Genomic DNA, 22,749 nt, shown 5'->3' on the forward strand with positions numbered 1-22,749 from the left:
ATGTCAGACCCGTTCACTGGATTTTTCGGCGATGAGGCCCGTAGGCTTCCACGCCATGAGCAGGATGACGGCCGCGAACGCGAACACGTCCTTGTACGCGCTGGGGATGTCCGGCACGATCGCCGGCAGCAGCGCGCTGCCGAAGACCTGTAGCGCCGCGAAGAGAAAGCCGCCGAGGATGGCGCCGTAGATGTTGCCGAGGCCGCCGAGGATCGCCGCGGCAAAGCCGATCACGCCGAGCAGCAGCCCGACGTTGAAGTTGATCTCGTTGTAGTAGAGCCCGTTCATCACGCCGGCCAGCGCGGCCATCGACGAGCCGAGCGCGAAGGTCAGCAGCACGACGGCCTCGAAGTTGATGCCCATCAGCGTCGCGGTTTCGCCATCCTGCGCCACCGCGCGAATGGCCATGCCGAAGCGCGTGCGCGTGATCAGCAGATGCACGCCCGCGATGATGGCGATGCCCGTGCCGAGCAGGATCACGTTGTCCGCGCGTAGTGCAAAGCCACCGAGGTCGATCGACGCGGTGGGCAGCAGCGGCGGAAACGGCTTCGGGTTCGAGCCATCGGGATAGAACAGCCGCACGCATTCGCGCAGCACTGTGCCGAGCATCAGCGTGGCGAGCAGGGTGTTGAGCGGCGGCGCCTTGCGCAGCGGCAGGATCAGGAAGCGCGCGATCACGGCGCCGAGCAGGCCGGTCACGCACACCGCGCACACGACCACGGCCAGCAACTGAAGCCATGGCGCGTCGACATGCAGCATGACCATGCCGGCCGACGCGGCAAGACCCGCGAACGCGCCGACCATCAGCGTGTCGCCGTGCGAAAACTTGATGACGTCGAGCACGCCGAAGAACAGCGTGAAGCCAACGGCGACCATTGCGTAGATCATGCCTAGCATCAGGCCGTTGAAGACGTATTGGGCAATCAGGCTCATTCGGGATTCCGAAGGATGACGTCCACCCGCCGGTGGAAGGATGCGAGGGGGCGGGCACGCGCCGCGGCGCGCGGCGCGTGGCCACCCGACAGGGATTTACAGACCGGCGAGCTTCTTCTTGCCCTTGCCGTAGCTGCTGTCCTCCCAGATCACCCACTTGCCGTCCTCGACGACATACTTGGTGACCAGCGGCACGACGTTCTGGCGATGGTCGTCGAACGTGACCTTGCCGATCACGGTTTCCGCATCGCGCGTGCCGTTGAGCACGTCACGCACCTTCTTGCGGTCCGGGCCGACCTTCTCCACCGCGTCGATGATGAGGTTCGTCGCGGCGAACGCGAATACGCCGTAGGCCTCGGGCGGCTCGCCATACTTCTGTTGCTGATACTTGCCCGTGAAGAACAGGCCGCCGGGCAGCTTCTCCCACGGCGCGCCCTCGATGAACGCGAGCGAGCCTTCGGACAGCTGCTTGCCCGTGCCTTCGATATACGCGTCGGACTTGATGCCCGAGGTACCTTCGAATTGCGCCTTGATGCCGAGCTTCTCCATCTGCGTCCGGATGCGCACGCCGAGCGGCGTCAGCCCGCCGAAGTAGACGACGTCCGGCTTGAGCTCGCGGATCTTCGTCAGTTCGCTGGTGAAGTCCTGCTGGTCCGCGGTGACGCCGAACGTGCCGACGACGGTGCCGCCGTCGCGCTTCAGGAACTCGCTGAAGTATTTGTTGTGGCCTTTGCCGTAGTCGGTGGTGTCATGGATGATCGCCCACTTCTTGTACCCGAGGCCCGTCATGAACTTGGCGGCCACTTCGCTCTGGTTGATCATCGTGCCGTTGACGCGATGAATCTCCTTGAAGTTGTTGCCGTACGTGATGTCCGGCAGCACCGCGCCCCACACCACCACGGGCAGGCCGAAGCGGTTGTACACGCCTACGGTGCCCATCGCCACGGCCGAGCAGAAGTGCGTGACGCCCGCGACGATGCCGCGGTCCGCGCTGATCTTGGTGGCCACCTGCACGCCGACGTTCGGCTTGCATTCGTCGTCCTGCGTGACGAGTTCATAGGTGTACTTTGACTTCGGATCCGCATTGCGCAGCTTGACCGCGAGGTCCGCCGAGTTGCGGCCGCCGAGGCCGATCGACGACACGCCGCCCGTGAGCGGTCCCACGAACGCGATCTTGACGACATCCTTGGCCGACGCCGTCATCGACGCCATGGCCATGGACGTCCCGAGCATTGCCGCTACCACTCCGTACTGAATCTTTCGCACGCTGCTCCCCTTGATCGAGAATGGACTCAAGCGACTTGCGTTGAAGTACAGAGACATTCAAGCCATTCAAGTCACTTGAATGCGAGCATTTGCACGAAACGTGCCACGGGTTTTCGTGTCGTTGTGCACAACGGCGAGGCGTGGATCGACGTGACCGGGCGTCGCCGGGCATGGCGTGCACCGGTCTCGGGCAGACACATGTCCGCATCGCGTGCGTGGCGGCTTGTGTCGGAAGCGTTCGATGGGGACGGGTCGGCGCTATGCTGAGTTGCGCCCCGTTGAACCTAATGAAAGGAGATCTTTCCGATGATCAATGGATGCAAGAGGCGGTTTCGCCAGGGCGTGATGATGGCATTGCTGTGGTGCGCGGGCGCGGTGCTGCCGACGTTCGCGGCGTCTGCCGCGGTGGACGTCAATACCGCTACCGAGGCGGCGCTGACGGAGGTGCGCGGGATCGGCCCGGCGATGGCGCGCCGCATCGTCGAGGCGCGCGCGCAGGGCGGGGCGTTCCGCGATGTCGACGATCTGGCCGATCGCGTTCCCGGCGTCGGGCCCAGGTCCGCGGCGAACCTGCAGGCCGCCGGGCTGACGTTCGGCAAGACGGGCGCCGCGGCGAAAGCGGAGAAAGCGGCGAAAGCGGAGAAAGCGGCCGGGGGCGGGAAGCCCCCGAAGGGCGCGACGCCGGTGGCGGGCGACAAACGTTGATGCGCGCGGCGGCGCGGCGCGGGTACGTGTTGTGCTTCGCTGACGCGCGCCCGCGCGGGCGCGCGGTATCATGCGGGCGCATCGGCCGGGGCGATCCTCCGCGCCGGATCGCATCATCATAGCCAGCGAAGACAGGGAGAGAACATGAGCAATGGCGAGCGCGTAGAGCGTCCAGGGGATAGCGGTTTCCTGCCCACGTGGCGGCTCAAGACCGAGGGCGTGATCGCACCAGACGAGCGCCTGCCCGCGGGGCAGACCATCCTCGCCGGCATCCAGCACGTGGTGGCCATGTTCGGCTCCACCGCGATCGCGCCGATCCTGATGGGCTTTGCGCCCAATATCGCCATCCTGTTCTCGGGCATCGGCACGCTCATCTTCTTCCTGTGCGTGCGCGGCCGCGTGCCCAGCTACCTGGGCTCCAGCTTCGCGTTCATCGCGGTGGTGATCGCGGCGACGGGTTACGGCGGCAGCGGTCCCAACGCGAACATCCCGCTCGCCCTCGGCGGCATCATCGCGGCCGGCGCGTTATATACGGTGATCGGCCTGATCGTGCAGGCCATCGGCTATGGCTGGGTCGAACGCCTGATGCCGCCGGTGGTGACGGGCGCGATCGTCGCGGCCATCGGTCTCAACCTCGCGCCCGTGGCGGTCAAGGCCGTCAGCGCCGCGCCGCTCGACACGTGGATTGGCCTGCTGACCGTGCTGGCCGTGGGTCTGGTCGCGGTGCGCGCCCCAGGCATGGCGGGCCGTCTGCCGGTGCTGCTCGGCGGCCTTGCCGGATACCTCGCGTACTACGTGGCCACGAACCTGATGGGCATGGGCAAGCCGATCGATTTCTCCGGCGTGGCCGCCGCCGCGTGGTTCGGCATGCCGGCGTTCACGGCGCCCGTGTTCGATGCGAGCGCGATGCTGCTGATCGCGCCGGTCGCGGTGGTGCTCGTGGCGGAGAACCTCGGGCACATCAAGGCCATTGGCGTGATGACCGGCCGCAATCTGGACCCGTACATCGGCCGCGCGTTCATCGGCGACGGCATCGCGACCATGCTGTCCGCGAGCGGCGGCGGTACCGGCGTGACGACGTACGCGGAGAACATGGGCGTGATGGCGGTGACGCGCATCTACTCGACGCTGATCTTCATCGTGGCCGCGATCGTGGCGATCCTGCTCGGCTTCTCGCCGAAGTTCGGCGCGCTGATCCTGACGATTCCGGGCGCCGTCATCGGCGGCCTGACGATCGTCGTGTTCGGCCTGATCTCGGCGACGGCGGGCCGCATCTGGGTGCAGAACAACGTGGACTTCTCGAGCTCGCGCAACCTGATTACCGTGGGCGCGACGCTGACCGTGGCGGCCGGCGACCTCACGCTCCGTCTGGGCGGCCTGACGCTCGGCGGCATCGGGACGGCCACGTTCGGCGCGATCCTGCTGTACCACGTGCTCGGCGAAGGCAAGTCGGCGAAGGACGCCGCGCTGTAAGGCACGTGTCCTAAAGCCGCGTCGGCAGCGGGGGCGTCGGTGGTGCATTACAATGGCCGCCGAACCCCCATATCCGCGCATCATGGCCTACAAGACGATTGAAGACACCATTGGCAATACGCCGCTGGTCCGACTGCAACGCATTCCTGGCGCCGCTCTCGAAGCGCGCGGCAATGTGATCCTTGGCAAGCTGGAGGGGAACAATCCCGCAGGCTCGGTCAAGGACCGGCCCGCAGTCTCGATGATCCGCCGCGCCGAAGAGCGCGGCCGCATCAAGCCCGGCGATACGCTGATCGAAGCGACGTCCGGCAATACCGGCATCGCGCTCGCGATGGCCGCCGCGATCCGCGGTTACCGCATGGTCCTGATCATGCCCGAGGACCTGAGCCTCGAGCGCCGTCAGAGCATGGCCGCGTACGGCGCGGAGATCATCCTTACGCCGGTCAAGGGCGGCATGGAATATGCGCGCGACCTCGCCGACGCGATGGAGCGTGAGGGCAAAGGCGTGATCCTCGACCAGTTCGCCAATCCGGACAATCCGCTCGCGCATTACGAGACCACCGGTCCTGAAATCTGGAAGGACACCGAAGGCCGCATCACGCATTTCGTGTCGGCGATGGGGACCACGGGCACCATCACGGGCGTGTCGCGCTATCTGAAGGAAAAGAACACGGCCATCCAGATCGTCGGCGCGCAGCCGGCCGAAGGTTCGCGCATTCCGGGTATTCGCAAGTGGCCGGAAGCGTACCTGCCGAAGATCTACGATCCCACCTTCATCGACCGCACGGAACCCGTGAGCCAGGCCGACGCCGAGCACATGGCCCGCCGCATGGCGCGAGAGGAAGGCATCTTCTGCGGTATCTCCGCCGCGGGCGCCCTGTGCGTGGCGCTGCGTATCGCCGAAGAAGTGGAAAACGCGACGATCGTGTTCGTCGTCTGCGACCGTGGAGACCGTTACCTCTCCACGGGCGTGTTCCCGGCCTGACGCCGCATCAGCCCATCGCCGCCTTCACCGCCTCGCCGAGCTGATACACGGCGAGCGCGTAGAAGAAGCTGCGGTTATAGCGCGTCAGTACATAGAAGTTGCGCAGGCCGATCAGATACTCGGTCGGCTGGTCCGGCGTGGGCAGGTCCACGACCAGCACGCCGGTCTCGCCTTCGCGCGCGACGTCGATCGGTTCATCCACACGCAGCCCCGCGCGCGTGAGCTGATTGAGCGTCCGCGTCGGCCACGGCTCGCCGTCCGCCGCCGCCGTCGCGACGCCTAGGCTTCCCGCATCGCCGGCGATGCGCCACGCCACCGGGCGCCCCTGTTCCCACCCATGCAGCTGCAGAAAGCGGCCGACGCTGCCGATGGCGTCGACCGGACTGTTGCGCAGGTCGATGTGGCCATCGTTGTCGTAGTCGATCGCATACTCGCGCAGGCTCGTCGGCATGAACTGCGGAATGCCGATGGCCCCCGCGTACGAGCCCGTCACGGAAAACACATCGGTGCGCGTGTCGCGGCACCACAGCAGATAGTCGGCCAGCTGGTCGCGGAACAGTTTCGTGCGCGCCTCGCGGTTCGGCGTATCGGGATAGTCGAACGCCAGCGTCGAGAGCGAGTCCATGACGCGGAACGAGCCCATGTCGCGGCCGTAGATCGTCTCCACGCCGATGATGCCCACGATCACGGAGGCCGGTACGCCGAACTCGGCTTCCGCGCGGCGTAGCGTCTCGCGGTTCTGCTGCCAGAAGCGGACGCCCGCGTTGATGCGGATCGGTTCGATAAAGCGGGACCGGTACGCGCGCCAGCTCTTCTTGCCGGGCGTGGTGGGCGGCAGGATGAGCCGCGCGACGGTGGCCGAATACGCGGTCTGCGCGAACCAGTTGTCGAGGTCGGCGCGGGCCAGGCCATGGCGCGAGACCATCTCGTCGATGAAGGCCCGCGCCTGGGGATGATTCTGATAACGGCCGGGATCGATTTCTTCTTCCCGCACGCTGACGCGGCGCTTGCCCGCGGCAAGCAGGGTGGGGGAGATGCCGCAGAGGCCCAACGCGGCAGCGCTGAGTGCGGCGCCCATCAACACGCGTCGGGGCGGACGCCGCAGGGATCGCTGTTTCTCGGTCATGTTGTCCTTTGCCAGTCGCGGACGAGTATAACGGACCCGTCCGACGTCCTGTGCTAACGTAACGTTCGGAGACAAACTTGAACCCACAAACACGATGCCAACGGGCTATTACACTCACCCGGCGTTTCTGTTGCACGAGATGGGGCACTTCCATCCCGAATGCCCGGAGCGGCTGCAGGCGATCGAGGACCATCTGATCTCGCATGCGATCGACGGCCTGCTGGATCGCCGCGAGGCGCCCGCCGCCACCGCCGAACAGATCGAGCGCGTGCACCGGCCCGACTATGTCAGCGGGCTGGCATCGCTGAGCCCCGCCGCGGGCTACCAGCAGATCGACCCCGACACCTCGATGAATGCCCATACGCTGACGGCCGCATCCCATGCGGCCGGCGCGGCCGTGGCGGCTACCGACGCCGTGATCGCGGGCGAGCTCGAGAACGCGTTCTGCTGCGTCCGCCCGCCTGGCCATCATGCCGAGCCCGGACGCGCGATGGGGTTCTGCTTCTACAACAACGTGGCGATCGCCGCGCGCCATGCGCTCGCCGCGCACGGGCTCGATCGCGTCGCGGTCATCGACTTCGACGTGCACCATGGCAACGGCACCGAGGCGGCATTCCGCAACGAGCCCCGCGTGCTGATGTGCAGCTTCTTCCAGCATCCGTTCTATCCGTACAGCGGCACCGATCACGTGGCGCCGAACATGTCGAACATCCCGCTGCCCGCGTACAGCAACGGGCTGGCCGTGCGCGAGGTGGTGGATACGATCTGGCTGCCGCGGCTCCATGACTTCAAGCCGGAGATGATCTTCATCTCGGCGGGGTTCGACGCGCATCGCGAAGACGACCTCGGCCAGATGGGGCTCGTCGAGCAGGACTACGCGTGGATGACGGCGCAGCTGATCGCGGTGGCGCGGACGTATGCGCGGGGGCGCATCGTCAGTTGCCTGGAAGGCGGCTACAACCTGAGCGCGCTGGGCCGCAGCGTGCTGGCGCACCTGAAGGTGTTGCTCGAAACGTAAAGTTATTTTTAACGCACTTTATGGCGTTTTATATGCCATGAGCGCATAAGGCCATCGAAAAAATCTCGTTTGAAGGGGCATGGCGTTCGCATAAAATGCGGACTTCGCCAAATTCCTGCGCGGCAACAGTGCTCGAGCCCGTCTCGCCTGTTGCCGTTTTCATTTCCCGTTTTCCTTTCCTATGATCGAACTGCAAGGACTCTCGCAGCGCTTCCCCGGAGGTTCGGGTGAGGTCCACGCGCTGCGGGACGTCAGCCTCGGCATCGCCGCGGGCGAGATCTTCGGCATCATCGGCCGCAGCGGCGCGGGCAAGAGCACGCTCGTGCGTGCCATCAACCTGCTGAACCGCCCGACCGCGGGACGCGTGATTGTCGACGGCCAGGACCTGACCGCGCTCGATACCGGCGCGCTGCGCGAGGCCCGTCGCGAGATCGGCATGATCTTCCAGCACTTCAACCTGCTGTCGTCGCGCACGGTCTACGACAACGTGGCGCTGCCGCTGGAACTCGCCGGCAAGTCGAAGCAGGAGATTGCCGCGACGGTGCTGCCGCTGCTCGAACTGGTGGGGCTGTCCGCATTGCGCGACCGCTATCCCGCGCAGATCAGCGGCGGGCAGAAGCAGCGAGTGGGCATCGCCCGTGCGCTCGCGAGCAAGCCCAAGGTACTGCTCTCCGACGAAGCCACGTCCGCGCTCGATCCGGAAACGACGCGCGCGATCCTCGAACTGCTGCGCAAGATCAATCGCGAACTCGGCCTGACCATCGTGATGATCACGCACCAGATGGAGGTCATCAAGCAGGTCTGCGACCGTGTGGCCGTGCTCGAAGCCGGCAGCGTGGTCGAGACCGGACGCGTGATCGACGTGTTCCTCCGGCCCCAGCACGCGGTCACGCGCGCGATGATCGGCGATGTGATCGCGCAGGAGCTGCCGCAGAGCGTGCTCAAGCGCGTGGAGTCGCGGCTCGGCAACGGCCGCGATCACGTCTACCGCCTTGCCTTCACGGGAGAGAACGTGGATCAGCCCGTGCTCGCGCAGGCGATCCGGCAGCATGGCCTCGACTTCAATATCCTGCATGGCCATATCGACGAGATCCAGGGCCAGGCCTTCGGTTCGCTGGCGATCATGGCGACCGGCGAACCCGACGACGTGCGGGCGGCGATGGAATACCTGCGCGCGCAGGGCGTCGTAGTGGAGGAGATCGACCATGTGGTCTGAAGAATTGCTGGACCTGTTTCTCGGATCGTTCGGCGAGACCCTGCTGATGGTGGGCATCTCGGGCGTGGTCGGGGCGTTGTTCGGCGTGCCGCTTGGCGTGCTGCTGCACCTGACCAACCGTGGCGGCGTGCTGTCGCATCCGCTGTTCAATCGCACCATCGGCGTGGTGGTCAACGCGGTGCGCTCGATTCCGTTCATCATCCTGCTGGTGGTCGTGATTCCGTTCACGCGCTTCATCGTCGGCTCGTCGATCGGGACCACGGCGGCGGTCGTGCCGCTGACGATCGCGGCGGTGCCGTTCATCGCCCGCCTGGTGGAAGCCGCGCTGCGCGAAGTGGACAAGGGCCTCGTCGAGGCCGCGCAGGCGATGGGGGCGACCACGCGCCAGATCGTCTGGAAGGTCCTGCTGCCTGAAGCGATGCCCGGCATCGTCGCGGGACTGACCATCACCTTCGTAAGCCTCGTCGGCTATTCGGCGATGGCGGGCGCGATCGGCGGCGGCGGTCTCGGCGACCTCGGCATTCGCTACGGTTACCAGCGCTACATCACGGAGGTGATGGTGGCGGTGGTCATCATCCTGATCGTGTTCGTGCAGGCCGTGCAGAGTTTCGGCGACTGGCTGGTCCGCCGGATCAGCCATCGCTGATCGTTACCTGACAACATCAACATTCAACATTCCAGTCACGCTGGAAACGCGAGAGAAATCGACATGCAACGTCGCAACATGCTGAAGACCATTGCCGCGCTGGGCGCGGCGTCGCTGGTGCTGGGCGCCCACGCGCAGGAAAAGCCGATCAAGGTCGGCGTGACCGGCGGCCCGCACGCCCAGATCATGGAGCAGGTAAAGAAGGTCGCCGCGAAGGATGGCCTGAACATCCAGGTGGTCGAGTTCAGCGACTACATCCAGCCGAACGCGGCGCTGCAGGCCGGCGACCTCGACGCCAACAGCTATCAGCATCTGCCGTACCTGGAAGCGCAGATCAAGGACCGTGGCTACAAGTTCAGCAACGTGGGCTTCACCGTGACGTTCCCGATGGGCGTGTACTCGAAGAAGATCAAGTCGCTCGACCAGCTCAAGAACGGCGCACGCGTCGGCGTGCCCAACGACCCGACCAATGGCGGCCGCGGCCTGCTGCTGCTCCAGGCCAAGGGCCTGATCAAGCTGCGTCCGGACGCGGGCCTGAAGGCCACGCCGCTGGACATCATCGAGAACCCGCGCAAGATCAAGATCGTCGAACTGGACGCCGCGCAGCTGCCGCGTTCGCTCGACGACCTCGATGCCGCCGCGATCAACGGCAACTATGCGGAATCCGCCGGCCTCTCGCCGACGCGTGACGCCATCGCCACGGAAGGCCCGAAGGGTCCGTATGCCAACCTGCTGGCAGTACGCACGGCGGACAAGGACAAGCCCTGGGTCGCCAAGCTGGTGAAGGCCTACCACTCGCCGGAAGTGAAGCAGTACATCACGACGACGTTCAAGGAGTCGGTCATCGCCGCCTGGTGATATCCCCGCCACGAGCCTCGGGTTTTCCCTGACGATGACCGAGGTTTTCGTCGAAACGCTGTCCTTGCGCCGGTTCCTGCGGCACAATGGTCGGCAGATTTCGGACTGCCGGGCGATGCCCGGCAATCTTAGGCGAAAAAATAGTACGATCGTTCGTAAAACCGGATCGGCCCAGGGCCGATGGGTATAATGGCGAGCGATTCAAATCTTGGACTATCCAGCAATCAGTGGAGTGAGCGCATGAAAGTACTCGTCGCAGTCAAGCGGGTGGTGGACTACAACGTGAAGGTCCGCGTGAAGTCGGATGGCTCGGGCGTGGACCTGGCCAACGTGAAGATGAGCATGAACCCGTTCGACGAAATCGCTGTGGAAGAGGCGGTGCGTCTGAAGGAAGCGGGCGTCGTGACCGAAGTCATCGCCGTGTCGTGCGGCGTGACGCAGTGCCAGGAAACGCTGCGTACCGCGATGGCCATCGGCGCCGATCGCGGCATCCTGGTGGAATCCGCCGAAGACCTGCAGCCGCTGGCTGTGGCCAAGCTGCTCAAGGCGCTGATCGACAAGGAACAACCCCAGCTGGTGATTCTCGGCAAGCAGGCCATCGACGACGACTCGAACCAGACCGGCCAGATGGTGGCCGCGCTGGCCGGCCTGCCGCAGGCGACGTTCGCCTCGAAGGTCGTGGTCGCGGACGGCAAGGCTTCCGTGACGCGTGAAGTGGACGGCGGTCTGGAAACCGTGTCGGTGACGCTGCCGGCCGTGGTGACTACCGATCTGCGCCTGAACGAGCCGCGCTACGTGACGCTGCCGAACATCATGAAGGCGAAGAAGAAGCCGCTGGAGACGGTCAAGCCGGAAGACCTCGGCGTCGACGTCAAGCCGCGCCTCTCGACCGTGAAAGTCGTGGAGCCGCCGAAGCGCAGCGCGGGCGTGATGGTGCCGGACGTGGCCACGCTGGTGCAAAAGCTGAAGAACGAAGCCAAGGTTATCTGAGCGCGGAGAGAGGAAACATGACTGCACTCGTCATTGCTGAACACGACAATCAATCGATCAAGGCCGCCACGCTCAACGTCGTGACGGCTGCCGCCCAGTGCGGCGGCGACGTTCACGTGATCGTCGCTGGCGCCAATGCCAGGGCCGCCGCCGATGCCGCCGCGAAGATCGCGGGCGTGAGCAAGGTCCTGCTGGCCGACGCGCCGTACTTCGCCGACGGCCTCGCCGAAAACGTGGCCGAGCAGGTGCTGGCCATCGCGAGCGACTATTCGCACATCCTCGCGCCGGCAACGGCCTACGGCAAGAACATCCTGCCGCGCGTGGCCGCCAGGCTCGATGTCGCGCAGCTGTCGGACATCACCAAGGTGGATGCCCCCGACACCTTCGAGCGTCCGATCTACGCGGGCAACGCCATCGCCACCGTGAAGTCGGCCGACAAGATCAAGGTGATCACCGTGCGCGGCACGGCGTTCGACCCGGCTGCCACCGAAGGCGGTTCGGCCAGCGTCGATACGCTGCAGGCCGTGGCCGATGCGGGCATCTCGCAATTCGTGTCGCGCGAAGTCACCAAGAGCGATCGTCCTGAACTGACCGCCGCCAAGATCATCGTGTCCGGTGGCCGTGGCGTGGGTTCGGGCGAGAACTACACCAAGGTGCTGACGCCGCTGGCCGACAAGCTGAACGCGGCGCTGGGCGCCTCGCGCGCGGCCGTGGACGCGGGCTTCGTGCCCAACGACTATCAGGTCGGCCAGACCGGCAAGATCGTCGCGCCGCAGCTGTATATCGCGGTGGGTATCTCGGGCGCGATCCAGCATCTGGCCGGCATGAAGGACTCCAAGGTGATCGTCGCGATCAACAAGGATGCCGAGGCGCCGATCTTCTCGGTGGCCGATTACGGTCTGGTGGGCGACCTGAACACCGTGGTGCCGGAACTGGTGTCCGCACTGGGCTGATCTCCCCGCACAAGAAGAAAAAATCAGCCGTTCCGGGCCTGTCCCGCGAACGGCTTTTTTGTATCGCATACCGAGGACGAGGAGACATCGATGACCTATCGCGCACCGCTCAAGGACATGCTGTTCGTCATGAACGAACTGGCGGGACTCGACGCCGTGAGCCAGCTGCCGGGATACGAGGATGCGACCCCGGATATCGCGCAGGCCGTGCTCGAGGAAGCCGCGCGCTTCAACGAACAGGTGGTGGCGCCGCTCAACCGCATCGGGGATACGGAGCCGAGCAGCTGGAAGGATGGCGAGGTGAAGACCACGCCGGGCTTCCGCGATGCGTTCCGCCAGTTCGGCGAGGGCGGGTGGCAGGGCGTGCTGCATCCGGCCGAGTTCGGCGGGCAGGGTTTGCCGAAGCTGGTGGCCACGCCGTGCAACGAGATGCTCAATACCGCGAACCTGTCGTTCGCGCTGTGCCCGCTGCTGACCGATGGCGCCATCGAGGCGCTGCTGACGGCTGGCACCGACGCGCAGAAATCGACGTACCTGCCCAGGCTGATCTCGGGCGAGTGGACCGGCACGATGAACCTCACGGAGCCGCAGGCCGGTTCCGACCTCGCCGCCGTGCGCACGCGCGCCGAGCCGCAGGGCGACGGTACGTACAAGGTGTTCGGCACCAAGATCTTCATCACGTACGGCGAGCACGACATGGCGAAGAACATCGTGCACCTTGTGCTCGCCCGCACGCCTGACGCGCCGGAGGGCGTCAAGGGTATCTCGCTGTTCATCGTGCCCAAGTTCCTCGTCAACGACGACGGCAGCCTCGGCGCGCGCAACGACGTGCATTGCGTGTCCATCGAACACAAGCTCGGGATCAAGGCGAGCCCGACGGCAGTGCTGCAGTTCGGCGACCACGGCGGTGCGATCGGCACGCTGGTGGGCGAGGAGAATCGCGGCCTCGAGTACATGTTCATCATGATGAATGCCGCCCGCTTCTCGGTGGGCATGCAGGGCATCGCGGTGTCCGAGCGCGCCTATCAGCAGGCCGTGGCCTATGCGCGCGAACGCGTGCAGAGCCGGCCCGTCGATGGTTCGGCGCGCCAGGCCGTGACCATCGTCCATCATCCCGACATCAAGCGCATGCTGATGACCATGCGCGCGCTGACGGAAGGCGCGCGTGCCGTGGCTTATGTGGGCGCCGCGGCGAGCGATGCCGCGCACCATCATCCCGATGCGGACGAGCGCGCGCGCAGCCAGGCGTTCTACGAGTTCCTCGTGCCGGTGATCAAGGGCTGGAGCACGGAGATGTCGATCGACGTGACGAGCCTGGGGGTGCAGGTGCATGGCGGGATGGGCTTCATCGAGGAAACGGGTGCGGCGCAGCATTATCGCGACGCGCGCATCCTGCCCATCTACGAAGGCACGACCGCCATCCAGGCCAATGACCTCGTCGGGCGCAAAACGCTGCGCGACGGCGGGGCCGTGGCCCGCGACATCCTGTCCCGCATCGCCGAAACCGAGGCCGCGCTGAGCGGGCATCCTGCGGTGCGCACCCAACTCGCGCGGGCGCGCGAGGCGCTGGCGGACGTGGTGACGTTCGTAGTGGAGAACGCCAAGACCGACCCCAATGCCGTGTTCGCGGGCAGCGTGCCGTATCTGCGGCTATGCGGCATCGTGTTCTCGGGCTGGCAAATGGCGCGCGCGCTGCTGGCCGCCGAGGCACGTCGTGGCGACGATCCTTCGTTCTACGATGCAAAGATCGCGACGGCGCAGTTCTACGCGCAGCATTTGCTGCCGCAGGCAGCGGCCCTGCGCGATGCGATCGTCGAGGGCGCGGCTTCGGTCAACGCGTTGACCGAAGACCAGTTCTGACGCGCGTTCCCCAAAGACAAAGGGCCCCGCAAGGGGCCCTTTGTCTTTCAGCGGGTCTTGTCAGGCCGGGACCGGGCGCAGATTGCCCTGCGAGCGCGGCACCTTGCGATACCGATCCACCGACAGATCGTCGGCACGGATCGCCGGACGCGTGCCCGACACCAGATCCGACAGCAGCTTGCCCGACCCGCAGGCCATGGTCCACCCCAGCGTGCCATGGCCCGTGTTGAGCCACAGGCCGCGGATACCAGCGGGGCCGACGACCGGCGTGCCGTCCGGCGTCATCGGACGCAGGCCCGTCCAGAACGTCGCGCGGCTCACGTCGCCGGCGCCCGGGAAGAGGTCGGTCACCACATGCTCGAGCGTGCGGCGCTTGGCGGGATCGAGCGAGCGGTCGTAGCCAACAATCTGCGCCATGCCGCCGACGCGGATGCGATCGTCGAAACGCGTGATGGCGACCTTGTACGTTTCATCGAGCACCGTCGACACGGGGCTGCGCGACGCGTCGGTCATCGGCACCGTGATCGAGAAACCCTTGAGCGGATAGACGGGCAGGTTCGACAGACCCGGCAGCACGTGCCGCACGAAGGGCGTCGACCAGCTGCCAAGCGCCACGACGACGGCGTCGGCATGCATCGGCTTGCCTTCGATCAGCGCGCCGGTGATGGCATCGCCTTCGGTCAGCAGGCCGTCGATGGAGCGGTTGTACTGGAACGTGACGCCGATCGACGCGGCCATCGCGGCCAGGCGCTGCGTGAACAGCTGACAGTCGCCGGTCTCGTCGTTCGGCAGGCGCAGGCCGCCGGCGAGCTTGCCATTCACCGCGGCCAGCGCAGGTTCGCAGGCGGCGAGTTGTTCGCGGCTCAGCAGTTCGTAAGGCACGCCCGCTTCTTCGAGCACCGCGATGTCCTTGGCGGCGCCTTCGTATTGTTCGGCCGTGCGGAATAGCTGCAGCGTGCCCTGCTGGCGGCCCTCGTACGAGATGCCCGTTTCCGCGCGCAGCGCGCGGATGCAGTCGCGGCTGTACTCGGCCAGACGCACCATGCGTTCCTTGTTCACGGCGTAGCGGTCCTCGGTGCAGTTACGCAGCATCTGCCACATCCACTGCAGCTGGAACAGCGTGCCGTCCGGCTTGATCGACAGGGGCGCGTGTTCCTGGAACATCCACTTGATGGCCTTGAGCGGGATGCCCGGCGCGGCCCACGGCGACGCATAGCCGGGAGAGATCTGGCCGGCGTTGGCGAAGCTCGTGCCCAGCGCGGGCGCCGCCTCGCGATCGACCACGGTCACCTCGTGACCCGCGCGGGCCAGATACCAGGCGCTCGTCACGCCAATCACACCACTGCCAAGGACCAGAACTCGCATGTTTTCTCTCCCGACCAGGCTGCCAGGGTTTAGGGGTCATAAATAGGAAACATCTCTATGTTATTGAGTTCAATCCAGTTAGAGTTACCGTATTTATCAGGGAAACAGGAATAATTCATGAGAACGAGCCGCCAACCCGTACGGAGCCTCGACAAGCTCGACCGGCGCATCCTTACGCTGCTGCAAGGCGACGGGCGCATGTCCATGAAGGACCTCGCCGAGGCGGTGGGTTTGACGATCACGCCCTGCATCGAACGCGTGAAGCGGCTCGAGCGGGACGGCGTCATTATGGGTTACTACGCGCGGCTCAATCCGACGTTGCTCGGCAGCGGGCTGCTCGTGTTCGTGGAGATTTCTCTGGGCAACAAGGCGGGCAACATGTTCGACAAGTTCCGCCGCGAGGTGCTGCGGATTCCCGAGGTGCTGGAGTGCCATCTGGTCTCTGGCGACTTCGACTACCTGATCAAGGCCCGCATCCGGGAAATCGCGGAGTACCGGCGGTTGCTGGGCGACATCCTGCTGCAGCTGCCCGGCGCGGCGCAGTCCAAGAGCTATGTGGTGATGGAAGAGATCAAGGAGACGCTCGAGATCATGGTGGAAGGGCGTGAGGCGCCACAATAGGCGCCACAATAGGCGCCACAATAGGGGCCAATAACGCGGGGTGCTTGGATACTGTATAAACATACAGTATCATCGGTGCATGGATGGATATGACGACCTTCCCCATACTCCGGGATCGGCGCCTGGTGCGGCACCCTCCGCACCCTCGGCACCCTCGGCACCCTTGTCCGCAAAGAAGGGCAGGGGCGCGGTGACGAACCTGCAAGGCCGCTTCGAGCGCGACGCCCGCGAGCGCTTCGATGACGGCTGGGCGGAGGCGGCACAGGAATCTCAGGACTCGCCGCGGCTGGTCACGCAGGTGTCCATCGAACGCGCGCGCTCGATTCTCACGCATAATGCGTCGCCCGATATCCCGTTCGACACCTCGCTCAATCCCTACCGGGGTTGCGAGCATGGTTGCATCTACTGTTTTGCGCGCCCCACCCATGCGTACCTCGACCTGTCCCCGGGCCTCGACTTCGAATCCCGATTATTCGCCAAGGCCAACGCGGCCGAACGGCTTCGCGAAACACTGGCCAGGCCGTCTTATCGATGCGAGACCATCGCGCTTGGCGTCAACACCGATGCGTATCAGCCGATCGAACGCGAGCATCGCATTACGCGCGGCGTTCTCGAGGTGCTGCACGAGTGCGACCATCCGGTCGCGCTGATCACCAAGTCCTCGCTGATCGAACGCGATATCGATCTGCTGGCGCCGATGGCGCGGAAGCGGCTCGCGGTTGCGGCGCTGACCATCACCACGCTCGATGCCGGCATCGCTCGCACGCTGGAACCGCGCGCGGCCACGCCGAGCCGGCGCCTGCGCGCGATCCGCACGTTGTCCGAGGCTGGCATACCGGTGGGCGTGAGCGTGGCGCCGGTGATTCCGTTCATCACGGAGCCCGACCTCGAACGCATTCTCGAGGCCGCGCGCGAGGCCGGCGCCGTGTATGCGAACTACATCGTGCTGCGGTTGCCATGGGAAGTGGAGCCGCTGTTCCAGCAATGGCTGCAGGCGCATTTCCCCGATCGCGCGGAGCGCGTGATGAACCGCATCCGCGACATGCGCGGCGGCAAGTCCTATGACGCGGACTTTGCCACGCGCATGCGGGGCAGCGGCATCTGGGCGGACCTCATGCGTCAGCGCTTCTACAAGGCGGCGGACAAGCTCGGATTTCGCTACGACCGTTATGGGCTCGATACCACGTTGTTCCGGCCGCCGGCGCGCGCGCCTCGCGCGAAGCCCGGCGCGGCGAACGACACGCAGGGCTCGTTGTTCTAGCTACTGCGACAACGCCTTACTGCGACAACGCCTTGGCCGCTTCCACCTGCGATTCAAAGAAGGTCTGGAAGCTGATGGCCAGGCCGGCCATGAGCAGGCCCGTGCCGATCAGCAGCGACAGGATCACGAGGATCACGACGGGCCAGCCCGAGCGCGTCGGCTTGCCGTGCGGGTTGTAGCGTGCATCCCATTTCTCGTCGGGGCGCAGCCCGAATACGATGGCCGTCAGGAAAGCGCCGATGACGGAAATGCCGCCGGCGACGGCGAACGTCCAATTGAGCGCGGTGTCGCCGGTTTCCAGCAGCAGCGAGGTAAAGCCGATCGCCCCGGCGAGCGTGGCCAGCAGATGTAGCCAGCCAAACTTGTCGCCGAACCCCTTGAGATAAAACCGGTGCGCGCCGAGGCTGCCCGCGACGAACGCGAGCGCGACGGTGATGAGCTTCGATTTGCCGCGCGGGGTGGCGGCGGGCGCAAACGCGGGGGAGGATACGGCGGGCATCGTTGCGTCGGGGAGGAGCGCCGCCAGCGCGGCATTGGCGCACATTGTACGCCCGCGCATGCCGTGATCGAGGGGGTGGCTACAGGCCAGTGTTACAGCGCAGCACTACCGGGTAGCACTACCGGGCAGCACCACGGGCAGCACTACCGGCCACCGTCGCGGCTGCGGGCCTGCCAGCCCGGGCCCATGCCTGTGGGCCGCGGGTCGTTGCCGGCCTGGGCATCGGCCTGCGACGCGCGGTCGGGGTTGCGCGCGGCGCGGCCATCGCCGCGGCCATCGTCGCGGCGGTCCGGATCAGGCCGGCCGCTTAATCGGTCGTCGGCGCGGGCGCGTGCTTCCATGCGTTCGATTTGGGCGCGCACATGGTCGCGGCTTTCCGCGCGGACGCTGGCGACTTCCATGCCGCCGGCCACGCGGGGCCCATGCGCCGAGTTGCCTACGGCGCGAAGGTGCTGCCAAAAGGAAGCTTGCGCATGGCTGGCGGCAATACCGCCGAGCAGCCCGGTGGCGACCAGGCTGCCCGCCACCAATCTGCGCAGGCGAGAGCGGTCAAGCATGCGAAATCCCATAAGCCCGCGTCAAATATCCAAAATGAAAAAATCGGGCGATGGGTTCATGTTACGCATCCGTCCGCGTGACCGCCTATGCCAATCCCGTTACCGGTGTAACGGATTGTTTCCCCCGGTTCACGGGGCGTTTGGCGCCAATGACGCCCGCATGGAGGGCCGTCGTTCCAGCGCGACATCTCCCGATCCGTTGTCGCCTATGCGGCGCATCGGCCGCGGCTGCCGGCGTCCGAGAGGCTATTTGTTTGTTCGGGTTCGGTTAATGGGCTATACTCTTGCGTTTCGTGTTCGCACACCCCGTTTTTTTCGAGGAATAACCCATGGTCGTAATCCGTCTGGCTCGCGGCGGCAGCAAGAAGCGCCCGTTCTTCAACATCGTTGCCGCTGATTCGCGCAACCGTCGTGACGGTCGCTTCATCGAGCGCATCGGCTTCTACAATCCGCTGGCTTCCGACAAGGAAGAAGGCCTGCGCGTCGCGCAAGACCGCCTGACGTACTGGGAAGGCGTTGGCGCGCAACTGTCGCCGACCGTTGCCCGTCTGGTGAAGCAAGCCGCCAAGGCCACCGTCGCTGCTGCCTGATTGGTCTAAGGCGCGTTCGTGTCGGTTTCGGAAAGTGGGCGCCCCGCGCGCAAGCCACTGAACCTGGCGCCCCGGTCTGCCGCGGGCGAGGATCGCGCAAGCGGTCAGCCGAGAGCGTTGCCTCAGGCATTGTTGTACACGGAGCCGTTGCCCGATGATCTGATCGAGGTCGGCTACGTCGCCGCCGCGTATGGCATTCGGGGCTGGATCAAGGTTCAGCCGCACGCGGACGACGCCTCCGCGTTGCTCCATGCGCGTCGCTGGTGGTTGCTGCCGGCCCCCGCGGCCGGAGCGATCGCACCGGCAACCCCCCGTACGGAAGCTGGCGTCCAGGTAGCGTTGAAGATCGCGCAATCGCGCGAGCACAGCGGTACCGTCGTGGCTCAGGCCACGGGCGTCTCGGACCGCAATGTGGCCGAAGCGCTCAAGGGCCGCCGCGTCTGGATCCGGCGGTCGGACTTTCCGGCCCCGGAAGAAGACGAGTTCTACTGGGTCGATCTGATTGGCTGCGCCGTGTCGAACGAACAGGGCGAAGCGCTCGGCCAAGTGTCCGGGCTGATCGACAACGGTGCGCACCAGATCCTGCAGGTCGCTTACGATCTGCCGGAGGGCGGTGCCGGCGAACGTCTGATCCCGTTCGTGGACGTCTACCTGCGCACCGTGGATATCGCTGGCAAGCGGATCGTGGTGGACTGGGGACTCGATTACTGAGGCGTTGCATCGCCGCCAGCCGGCGCGGTGTGAAACTGGGAGGCGCGGATGCAGTTCGATGTGATCACGCTGTTTCCCGAGATGTTTCGTGCGCTGACCGACTGGGGCATTACCAGCCGGGCGGCCAAGCAGCAGCGGTACGCGCTGCGAACGTGGAATCCACGCGACTTTACCGTAGACAACTACCGGACGATCGACGATCGGCCGTATGGTGGCGGTCCCGGGATGGTCATGCTGGCCAGGCCGCTCGAGGACGCGATTGACGCGGCCGGCGCGGCGCAGGCGCAGGCCGGCGTGGACAAGCCCCATGTGGTGCTGATGTCGCCGCAGGGCGCGCCGCTGACGCATGCGAAAGTCATGTCGCTGGCACAACGGCCCGGACTGGTGCTGCTGTGCGGGCGCTACGAGGCGATCGACCAGCGACTGATCGACCGTCGCGTGGACGAGGAAATCAGCCTCGGCGATTTCGTGCTGTCCGGGGGCGAACTGCCCGCGATGGCGCTGATCGACGCGGTGGTGCGGCATCTGCCGGGGGTACTCGGCGATGCGCAGTCGGCCGTGCAGGACAGCTTCGTCAACGGACTGCTGGACTGCCCGCACTACACGCGGCCGGAAGAATACGAAGGCGTGAGGGTGCCCGATATCCTGCTGGGCGGCCATCATGCCGAGATCGAGAAATGGCGGCGCCAGCAGGCGCTGGCCAATACCGCGCGCAAGCGTCCCGATTTGATCGAGGCCGCGCGCGGGCAAGGTTTGCTGACCCGTGCCGACGAGAAATTCCTGTCGGAATGGGCTGCGAAAGAAGGGTGGGAGCCCGCTCCCGCCAAGTAATAACCCCATCCTCTACCGGGGCCCGGCAACGACCGGGGCATTGAACGCCGGCATGATGGTTAAGGAGAAAACGATGAACATCATCGAGCAGATCGAGAAGGAAGAGATCGCCCGTCTGACCGCCAACAAGACCATTCCGGCATTCGCCCCCGGCGATACCGTGATCGTCAGCGTGAACGTGGTCGAAGGCAACCGCAAGCGTGTGCAGGCTTATGAAGGCGTCGTGATTGCCAAGCGCAATCGTGGCCTGAATTCGTCGTTCATCGTGCGCAAGATCTCGTCGGGCGAAGGCGTGGAACGTACGTTCCAGCTGTACTCGCCGCTGATCGCCGGCATCGAGGTGAAGCGTCGCGGCGACGTGCGTCGCGCGAAGCTGTACTACCTGCGTGAGCGCTCGGGCAAGTCCGCGCGTATCAAGGAAAAGCTGGTGTCGAAGGCTGCTGCCGCCGCAAAGGCTGCCGCAGAGTAAAGACCGGCATCCCCGCCGGGCAACCGGCGGCGCATGGCGTTGCGAAAGGCACCTTCGGGTGCCTTTTTTGTTGCCTGCCATGTGGGCGCCGAGCCGCCCTGCAAGCATGGCGGCGCTCTGTCATACTGCGCCGTTATGCGTCCGATATTCGATCCCGAAACGCTGCCTGTCATCGACACCGACATTCGCGGCATTCCCCTGTCCCCCGCCCGCATGACGCCCGAATTCATCCGGCGCCGGCTGCAATCGCCTCCGCCGGCCTGGGAGCCGTTGCTGACGGACGAGTCGCGGGTGTACGACAAGACGCGGGCACTGCGCGATGCTTCGGTGCTGGTGCCGCTGGTGACGCGAGAGGATGGGCTCTGGGTGCTGTTCACCCAGCGCAACGCGAACCTCAATGCACACGCTGGGCAGATCAGTTTTCCGGGTGGACGGCAGGAGGCCTACGATGCGGACCCTGTCGCCACGGCCCTGCGGGAGACGGAAGAGGAGATCGGCGTCGGCCCCGACTACGTCGAGGTGCTCGGCGCGCTGCCGGACTACATCACCGGGACGGGTTATCACGTGAGCCCCGTCGTCGGGCTCATGCGCCCGGGCTTCACGCTGCGCCCCGATGCGGGGGAGGTCGCCGAGGTCTTCGAGGTGCCGCTGGCCTTCCTGATGGATCCGACGCGGCACGAGCGGCGGCTATTGCGGTGGGTCGATGGCGAGCGAAAGTTTTATGCGATGCCGTATCCGCGGGAGGGCGGCGGCAATCGCTTTATCTGGGGAGCGACCGCGGCCATGTTGCGGAATCTGTATCTGCTGCTGGCCGCTTGATGGCGCGCCACGCAAGGTCGCGTCTTCAAGCCGCGGCGGCGCTGGCACACTGCGGACAGCTCTTGCCCACGACGTAGGCCGGATCCTGCTGCTGTTCGGCGGTCACCACGGCACGGCAGGCGAAGCACTGCACCGGGCCCGCCGGCTCGAGGCTGGGGTTCAGCGCCGTCCGGTAGTCGAACACGAAGCAGTCGCCGCGATAATGGCTGCCGCCGACCTCCTCGAAATACTTCAGGATGCCGCCTTCGAGCTGATAGACGTTCTCGATGCCCACTTCCTGCATGTGGATCGCGGCCTTTTCGCAACGGATGCCGCCCGTGCAGAACGACACCACGGTCTTGCCCTCGAAATCGGCGCGATGCTCGGCCACGGCCGGCGGGAAGTCGCTGAACTTGGCGATGTCGTATTCCACCGCATCCTCGAACGTCCCCACGGCCACCTCGAATGCATTGCGCGTGTCGAGCATCACCACCGGGCGCCCCGCGTCGTCGTGGCCCTGATCGAGCCAGCGCTTCAGGTCCGCGGGGCTGACGGAAGGCGCGCGTCCGGCTTCCGGCCGGATCAGCGGCATCTTCATCGTGATGATTTCCTTCTTGGCGCGGACCAGCATGCGTTTGAACGGCTGGTTGTCGGAGAGGCTTTCCTTCGGCGCGATGTCCGCGAAGCGCGGATCCGCGTGCAGCCACGTCATGAAGCCATCGATGGCCTCGCGGGGGCCGGCCAGGAACATGTTGATGCCTTCGGGCGCCAGCAGGATCGTGCCCTTCAGCGACAGCGCCTCGCAGCGCGCGCGCATTTCCGAACGCAGCGGTTCGATATCGTCGATCGAGACGAATTTGTAAGCGGAAATGTTGACGATCTGCATGGTTCGACTGCTCGCCTACGCGCCTGCGCACGTAGTAACTGCCTGATTGGAAACGCGAAATTATACGCCCCGGGCGCGCCCGCCGCATGATCCCGGACAAAAATCGCGATCCCCGCGCGCGAGGCCTGCCGG

The 22,749-nt window shown here is 65.6% G+C and carries 24 protein-coding genes; 17 read left to right on the top strand and 7 right to left on the bottom strand.

Features of this window, described 5'->3' with window-relative positions:
• Positions 1-3: 3 nt before the first annotated feature.
• Positions 4-933 (bottom strand): branched-chain amino acid ABC transporter permease, encoded by a 930-nt coding sequence (locus KHP16_RS16870; protein WP_115952653.1) that lies wholly within the window; start codon positions 931-933, stop codon positions 4-6.
• A 96-nt stretch (positions 934-1,029) separates the two neighbouring features.
• A complete protein-coding gene (locus KHP16_RS16875) occupies positions 1,030-2,166 on the bottom strand; it encodes a branched-chain amino acid ABC transporter substrate-binding protein (protein WP_109580401.1) in 1,137 nt (378 codons plus the stop codon).
• Positions 2,167-2,505: 339 nt separating this feature from the next.
• On the opposite strand from KHP16_RS16875, the gene KHP16_RS16880 reads away from it, so the two are divergent.
• The 3 genes from KHP16_RS16880 to cysM all read left to right on the top strand — a co-directional run bounded on the left by KHP16_RS16880 (position 2,506) and on the right by cysM (position 5,362).
• Positions 2,506-2,904, top strand: a complete 399-nt coding sequence (locus tag KHP16_RS16880; protein ID WP_211960711.1) for a ComEA family DNA-binding protein — start codon at positions 2,506-2,508, stop codon at positions 2,902-2,904.
• A gap of 144 nt (positions 2,905-3,048) precedes the next feature.
• On the top strand, positions 3,049-4,377 hold the full coding sequence (locus KHP16_RS16885) for a solute carrier family 23 protein (RefSeq protein ID WP_109580403.1): 1,329 nt from the start codon (positions 3,049-3,051) through the stop codon (positions 4,375-4,377).
• Between the two features lie 82 nt (positions 4,378-4,459).
• Positions 4,460-5,362 (top strand): cysteine synthase CysM, encoded by a 903-nt coding sequence (gene cysM, locus KHP16_RS16890; protein WP_109582586.1) that lies wholly within the window; start codon positions 4,460-4,462, stop codon positions 5,360-5,362.
• Between the two features lie 7 nt (positions 5,363-5,369).
• On the opposite strand, the gene mltB is transcribed toward cysM, so the two are convergent.
• Positions 5,370-6,488 (bottom strand): lytic murein transglycosylase B, encoded by a 1,119-nt coding sequence (mltB, locus tag KHP16_RS16895; RefSeq protein ID WP_109580404.1) that lies wholly within the window; start codon positions 6,486-6,488, stop codon positions 5,370-5,372.
• A 94-nt stretch (positions 6,489-6,582) separates the two neighbouring features.
• On the opposite strand from mltB, the gene KHP16_RS16900 reads away from it, so the two are divergent.
• The 7 genes from KHP16_RS16900 (at position 6,583) to KHP16_RS16930 (ending at position 14,029) form a co-directional block, all read left to right on the top strand.
• Entirely contained in the window at positions 6,583-7,506 is a 924-nt protein-coding gene (locus KHP16_RS16900; RefSeq protein WP_211960712.1) for a histone deacetylase family protein, read from the top strand.
• Positions 7,507-7,687: 181 nt separating this feature from the next.
• Positions 7,688-8,722 (top strand): methionine ABC transporter ATP-binding protein, encoded by a 1,035-nt coding sequence (locus KHP16_RS16905; RefSeq protein WP_109580406.1) that lies wholly within the window; start codon positions 7,688-7,690, stop codon positions 8,720-8,722.
• Positions 8,712-9,368 (top strand): methionine ABC transporter permease, encoded by a 657-nt coding sequence (locus KHP16_RS16910; RefSeq protein WP_109580407.1) that lies wholly within the window; start codon positions 8,712-8,714, stop codon positions 9,366-9,368. Before KHP16_RS16905 ends, KHP16_RS16910 begins: the two co-directional genes overlap by 11 nt.
• A 63-nt stretch (positions 9,369-9,431) precedes the next feature.
• The gene (locus KHP16_RS16915; RefSeq protein ID WP_211960713.1) at positions 9,432-10,226 is read left to right on the top strand and encodes a MetQ/NlpA family ABC transporter substrate-binding protein; all 795 of its coding nucleotides are present in this window, start codon (positions 9,432-9,434) and stop codon (positions 10,224-10,226) included.
• A 240-nt stretch (positions 10,227-10,466) separates the two neighbouring features.
• A complete protein-coding gene (locus KHP16_RS16920; RefSeq protein ID WP_109580409.1) occupies positions 10,467-11,216 on the top strand; it encodes an electron transfer flavoprotein subunit beta/FixA family protein in 750 nt (249 codons plus the stop codon).
• Positions 11,217-11,233: 17 nt separating this feature from the next.
• Positions 11,234-12,169 (top strand): electron transfer flavoprotein subunit alpha/FixB family protein, encoded by a 936-nt coding sequence (locus KHP16_RS16925; protein WP_109580410.1) that lies wholly within the window; start codon positions 11,234-11,236, stop codon positions 12,167-12,169.
• A 90-nt stretch (positions 12,170-12,259) separates the two neighbouring features.
• Positions 12,260-14,029 (top strand): acyl-CoA dehydrogenase, encoded by a 1,770-nt coding sequence (locus KHP16_RS16930; protein ID WP_211960714.1) that lies wholly within the window; start codon positions 12,260-12,262, stop codon positions 14,027-14,029.
• A gap of 60 nt (positions 14,030-14,089) precedes the next feature.
• On the opposite strand, the gene KHP16_RS16935 is transcribed toward KHP16_RS16930, so the two are convergent.
• Complete coding sequence (locus KHP16_RS16935; RefSeq protein WP_211960715.1) at positions 14,090-15,394, bottom strand: D-amino acid dehydrogenase; 1,305 nt, start codon at positions 15,392-15,394, stop codon at positions 14,090-14,092.
• 117 nt (positions 15,395-15,511) lie between these two features.
• On the opposite strand from KHP16_RS16935, the gene KHP16_RS16940 reads away from it, so the two are divergent.
• A complete protein-coding gene (locus KHP16_RS16940) occupies positions 15,512-16,015 on the top strand; it encodes an Lrp/AsnC ligand binding domain-containing protein (RefSeq protein WP_109580413.1) in 504 nt (167 codons plus the stop codon).
• Positions 16,016-16,094: 79 nt separating this feature from the next.
• Positions 16,095-17,276: a PA0069 family radical SAM protein gene (locus KHP16_RS16945; RefSeq protein WP_211960716.1), complete on the top strand. Its 1,182-nt coding sequence runs from the start codon at positions 16,095-16,097 to the stop codon at positions 17,274-17,276.
• Between the two features lie 16 nt (positions 17,277-17,292).
• Here the strand turns inward: KHP16_RS16945 and KHP16_RS16950 are convergent, their stop codons facing one another.
• A complete protein-coding gene (locus tag KHP16_RS16950; protein ID WP_115952919.1) occupies positions 17,293-17,775 on the bottom strand; it encodes an NINE protein in 483 nt (160 codons plus the stop codon).
• Between the two features lie 143 nt (positions 17,776-17,918).
• Positions 17,919-18,332, bottom strand: coding sequence for a hypothetical protein (locus KHP16_RS16955; RefSeq protein WP_211960717.1), 414 nt, complete (start codon positions 18,330-18,332; stop codon positions 17,919-17,921).
• 329 nt (positions 18,333-18,661) lie between these two features.
• On the opposite strand from KHP16_RS16955, the gene rpsP reads away from it, so the two are divergent.
• The 5 genes from rpsP to KHP16_RS16980 all read left to right on the top strand — a co-directional run bounded on the left by rpsP (position 18,662) and on the right by KHP16_RS16980 (position 21,752).
• Positions 18,662-18,922 (top strand): 30S ribosomal protein S16, encoded by a 261-nt coding sequence (gene rpsP / locus KHP16_RS16960; RefSeq protein WP_109580415.1) that lies wholly within the window; start codon positions 18,662-18,664, stop codon positions 18,920-18,922.
• An 18-nt stretch (positions 18,923-18,940) separates the two neighbouring features.
• Positions 18,941-19,633 (top strand): ribosome maturation factor RimM, encoded by a 693-nt coding sequence (gene rimM, locus KHP16_RS16965; RefSeq protein ID WP_211960718.1) that lies wholly within the window; start codon positions 18,941-18,943, stop codon positions 19,631-19,633.
• Positions 19,634-19,681: 48 nt separating this feature from the next.
• A complete protein-coding gene (gene trmD, locus KHP16_RS16970; protein WP_115952647.1) occupies positions 19,682-20,464 on the top strand; it encodes a tRNA (guanosine(37)-N1)-methyltransferase TrmD in 783 nt (260 codons plus the stop codon).
• A 73-nt stretch (positions 20,465-20,537) separates the two neighbouring features.
• On the top strand, positions 20,538-20,933 hold the full coding sequence (rplS, locus tag KHP16_RS16975) for a 50S ribosomal protein L19 (RefSeq protein WP_109580418.1): 396 nt from the start codon (positions 20,538-20,540) through the stop codon (positions 20,931-20,933).
• 135 nt (positions 20,934-21,068) lie between these two features.
• Complete coding sequence (locus tag KHP16_RS16980; RefSeq protein WP_211960719.1) at positions 21,069-21,752, top strand: CoA pyrophosphatase; 684 nt, start codon at positions 21,069-21,071, stop codon at positions 21,750-21,752.
• Between the two features lie 25 nt (positions 21,753-21,777).
• Here KHP16_RS16980 and KHP16_RS16985 read toward each other — a convergent pair whose 3' ends face one another.
• Complete coding sequence (locus KHP16_RS16985; protein WP_109580420.1) at positions 21,778-22,617, bottom strand: sulfurtransferase; 840 nt, start codon at positions 22,615-22,617, stop codon at positions 21,778-21,780.
• Positions 22,618-22,749: the final 132 nt, after the last annotated feature.

Origin of the sequence: Cupriavidus plantarum (genome assembly GCF_905397285.1) — a bacterium.
In the GTDB taxonomy this organism is placed as follows: Bacteria; Pseudomonadota; Gammaproteobacteria; order Burkholderiales; family Burkholderiaceae; genus Cupriavidus; species Cupriavidus plantarum.

What these genes read in the sequence shown, in the direction of transcription:
- KHP16_RS16925 (WP_109580410.1), top strand. Translation starts at nt 11,234, where the DNA reads ATGACTGCACTCGTCATTGCTGAACACGACAATCAATCGATCAAGGCC.
- KHP16_RS16870 (WP_115952653.1), bottom strand. Translation starts at nt 933, where the DNA reads ATGAGCCTGATTGCCCAATACGTCTTCAACGGCCTGATGCTAGGCATG.
- KHP16_RS16945 (WP_211960716.1), top strand. Translation starts at nt 16,095, where the DNA reads ATGGATGGATATGACGACCTTCCCCATACTCCGGGATCGGCGCCTGGT.
- KHP16_RS16935 (WP_211960715.1), bottom strand. Translation starts at nt 15,394, where the DNA reads ATGCGAGTTCTGGTCCTTGGCAGTGGTGTGATTGGCGTGACGAGCGCC.
- KHP16_RS16950 (WP_115952919.1), bottom strand. Translation starts at nt 17,775, where the DNA reads ATGCCCGCCGTATCCTCCCCCGCGTTTGCGCCCGCCGCCACCCCGCGC.
- KHP16_RS16920 (WP_109580409.1), top strand. Translation starts at nt 10,467, where the DNA reads ATGAAAGTACTCGTCGCAGTCAAGCGGGTGGTGGACTACAACGTGAAG.
- KHP16_RS16880 (WP_211960711.1), top strand. Translation starts at nt 2,506, where the DNA reads ATGATCAATGGATGCAAGAGGCGGTTTCGCCAGGGCGTGATGATGGCA.
- KHP16_RS16910 (WP_109580407.1), top strand. Translation starts at nt 8,712, where the DNA reads ATGTGGTCTGAAGAATTGCTGGACCTGTTTCTCGGATCGTTCGGCGAG.
- rpsP (WP_109580415.1), top strand. Translation starts at nt 18,662, where the DNA reads ATGGTCGTAATCCGTCTGGCTCGCGGCGGCAGCAAGAAGCGCCCGTTC.
- KHP16_RS16875 (WP_109580401.1), bottom strand. Translation starts at nt 2,166, where the DNA reads ATGCTCGGGACGTCCATGGCCATGGCGTCGATGACGGCGTCGGCCAAG.
- cysM (WP_109582586.1), top strand. Translation starts at nt 4,460, where the DNA reads ATGGCCTACAAGACGATTGAAGACACCATTGGCAATACGCCGCTGGTC.
- rplS (WP_109580418.1), top strand. Translation starts at nt 20,538, where the DNA reads ATGAACATCATCGAGCAGATCGAGAAGGAAGAGATCGCCCGTCTGACC.
- KHP16_RS16930 (WP_211960714.1), top strand. Translation starts at nt 12,260, where the DNA reads ATGACCTATCGCGCACCGCTCAAGGACATGCTGTTCGTCATGAACGAA.
- KHP16_RS16980 (WP_211960719.1), top strand. Translation starts at nt 21,069, where the DNA reads ATGCGTCCGATATTCGATCCCGAAACGCTGCCTGTCATCGACACCGAC.
- KHP16_RS16905 (WP_109580406.1), top strand. Translation starts at nt 7,688, where the DNA reads ATGATCGAACTGCAAGGACTCTCGCAGCGCTTCCCCGGAGGTTCGGGT.
- KHP16_RS16985 (WP_109580420.1), bottom strand. Translation starts at nt 22,617, where the DNA reads ATGCAGATCGTCAACATTTCCGCTTACAAATTCGTCTCGATCGACGAT.
- KHP16_RS16940 (WP_109580413.1), top strand. Translation starts at nt 15,512, where the DNA reads ATGAGAACGAGCCGCCAACCCGTACGGAGCCTCGACAAGCTCGACCGG.
- mltB (WP_109580404.1), bottom strand. Translation starts at nt 6,488, where the DNA reads ATGACCGAGAAACAGCGATCCCTGCGGCGTCCGCCCCGACGCGTGTTG.
- KHP16_RS16955 (WP_211960717.1), bottom strand. Translation starts at nt 18,332, where the DNA reads ATGCTTGACCGCTCTCGCCTGCGCAGATTGGTGGCGGGCAGCCTGGTC.
- KHP16_RS16900 (WP_211960712.1), top strand. Translation starts at nt 6,583, where the DNA reads ATGCCAACGGGCTATTACACTCACCCGGCGTTTCTGTTGCACGAGATG.
- trmD (WP_115952647.1), top strand. Translation starts at nt 19,682, where the DNA reads ATGCAGTTCGATGTGATCACGCTGTTTCCCGAGATGTTTCGTGCGCTG.
- KHP16_RS16885 (WP_109580403.1), top strand. Translation starts at nt 3,049, where the DNA reads ATGAGCAATGGCGAGCGCGTAGAGCGTCCAGGGGATAGCGGTTTCCTG.
- KHP16_RS16915 (WP_211960713.1), top strand. Translation starts at nt 9,432, where the DNA reads ATGCAACGTCGCAACATGCTGAAGACCATTGCCGCGCTGGGCGCGGCG.